At 56.3% G+C, this 2,119-nt stretch carries 2 protein-coding genes; one reads left to right on the top strand and one right to left on the bottom strand.

Annotated elements, in window-relative coordinates; genetic code table 11:
• A partial coding sequence (locus AB4Z00_RS26515; RefSeq protein WP_442047899.1) for a hypothetical protein occupies nt 1–306 on the top strand: 306 nt, incomplete at its 5' end.
• Nucleotides 307–750: 444 nt separating this feature from the next.
• Here AB4Z00_RS26515 and AB4Z00_RS26510 read toward each other — a convergent pair.
• A complete protein-coding gene (locus AB4Z00_RS26510; protein ID WP_442047898.1) occupies nt 751–1,977 on the bottom strand; it encodes a nucleotidyltransferase family protein in 1,227 nt (408 codons plus the stop codon).
• Between the last annotated feature and the right edge of the window lie 142 nt (nt 1,978–2,119).

Here is a 2,119-nt window from a genome sequence, read left to right as displayed (position 1 = left end):
CGCCCGGGGAAGTGGCCCTCGGGCTACGCCCTCACGCCACTTCCCCGGGCGGCCGCCACACTGGCCTGGTTTTACTCCGCCCCGTGGCCGACTTTTGCGCCGCCGTTGACAGCGATTGGGCAGGAAACGCGGCTCGACATCCTCAAGCTGCTGTCGGATGCCCCCGAGGCCGGCCTCGCATCCGGCAGCATAGCGACAGAGCTGGACGAACGTCGCGAACCGGCCGACATCGCGGATGTAGTTGCGCTGCGTCTCGTGGCCGAAGCGCCATATATCGATCTCGTCGAAGAGACGCTGCTGGCATAGCGGGCTGACGGCAACAGGGACGAGGGTGGTCATGACAGGGCTCCTTCTGGTGGAGCCCCGATGCTCTGCCTACCTCCTGCCGCGCTCGATCCAAGCGCAACGCCCGTTCCATCACCCCACTGCGCCACACACGTCCTTTCCGCGCAGCGGGTTCGTGCTTCCACCCAACATACCAATCAACGTTCGCTGAACCGACGGCGGCTTCCAGGATCAACAGGCGGTAACCCTAATGGCCGACTTTGGGGCGCAAAGCCGACCGGCTGGTCTGCCCGACCCGAGTGGCGGGTTTCAGCAAGAGCCGCCGCTCACATCAACGACGCTGAATGTCTTGAGCTGGTCGCGAGTTGCCGGAACCGGACTGTCCGCCCTAGGGCGCTGAAATCGGCTGCTGAGTGTCCGGGAAGGGTCGGACGCAAGCGGGTTCAATGTCAACCAAACTGCTGTCTAGTCTGGTAAAATGATTTTTAGGCGTGGCCAGAATCGCTGCCATTGCTTGGCTTCCACACGCGCGCGGATGGTCTCAATCCTGTCTTCAAAGGCGGGAGTATTTACGATAAGTAGGCGCAACAGGTCATCGAAGCCGTATGGCGCTACGAATTCGATCCAGCCAGAATCATCGAGGCGCGCAATGAAGGCGGTGGCAGTTTCGGGCCAGCGCGAAATCGCATGTTCTAAAGACGTATATGCTGTTTCGCTGTTCGAAATGTGCATGCGCGCTTGATTTTTGACGGACCATTTTGCGTTTGGAACCAACGTGGCAAGTCGCATTTGGATGGCCTCATCATGACGCTTTTCCGAATCGGCTGGATTATAGTGGATTACATCCACGTCATCAGTCTGCGTTGGCGACCCGTAACCGTGCAGGTAGTCCCACACAACGTTCCGTATCATCCCGCCACCAAGAAAAAGCGACTTGTCCGTGCTCCGTAGCGCTATCAGCGCGTCAACAACGGCGCGCGAGCCTAGCACGATCGACGCCACAATCCGTCGTTGTTGATCTTCATCAAAAAGCTGCTGGGGACTTATAGTGATAGTCGGCCGGCGGGCCTCTTTGGAAGCAACGTCACGTTTAGCCTGCAAGAATTCGCGATCCGAGTTTGCTGGCAAATTCTCGGCTATTGCTTCGTATCGCGTCCGAACAAGGTCAACTCTTGACGCCTCTTCGCTGATTACAAGATTCCCTTTGGAAGTGACTGTGTCCTCGATCTCGTTCGCAAGGGTGGCGAGCGCAGCAATCCCTTTTTCAGCTGATGACTGTTTTTCCGAAAATCTGAATACGAGGTGGAGCACACCCACGACAAAAATTGCAAAAACGAGAAGGTTAAATGCAAGCTCTGCGCCGTCATGGGTAATCGGACGCACCCATGAAATATATTTTTGAACTTTCTCTAATCCGGAAAATCCAATAAATAATAGTAGAGACGATATGGCGACTGTCGCAAAGTTCTGAGTCGCATTTATGGCGCGATATTTTCTCGCCTTGTTTGACATCACCTGCTTAAGGAGGATGGACTTCCTGAGGTATTCCTCGATTCTGCTTCCCTGACGCCCATCGATTAGTGGCGGATGCACTAACTGTGTTGTTTCTCGTGAGAACAACACTATTCGGCGCTGGCCTTTGGCTTCCTCGGGGATCGTGTCCCGAGAGGTGGTGTAGCTTTTCTGGACCACCTTGCTTTTCGGCCTCAGCCTGAGCCGATCATGAGCCGGGTACTGCCGTCAGCCTGAGCCGATCATGAGCCGGGTACTGCCGACAGCATGACAATGGGATTGTCGCTGAGCGGGGCCATCGTTTCAAGCGTCATGTACCGCG

It is taken from the genome of Novosphingobium sp. YAF33 (assembly GCF_052113265.1).
GTDB lineage: Bacteria > Pseudomonadota > Alphaproteobacteria > Sphingomonadales > Sphingomonadaceae > Novosphingobium.
This window is presented reverse-complemented; position numbering and strand designations above follow the sequence as displayed.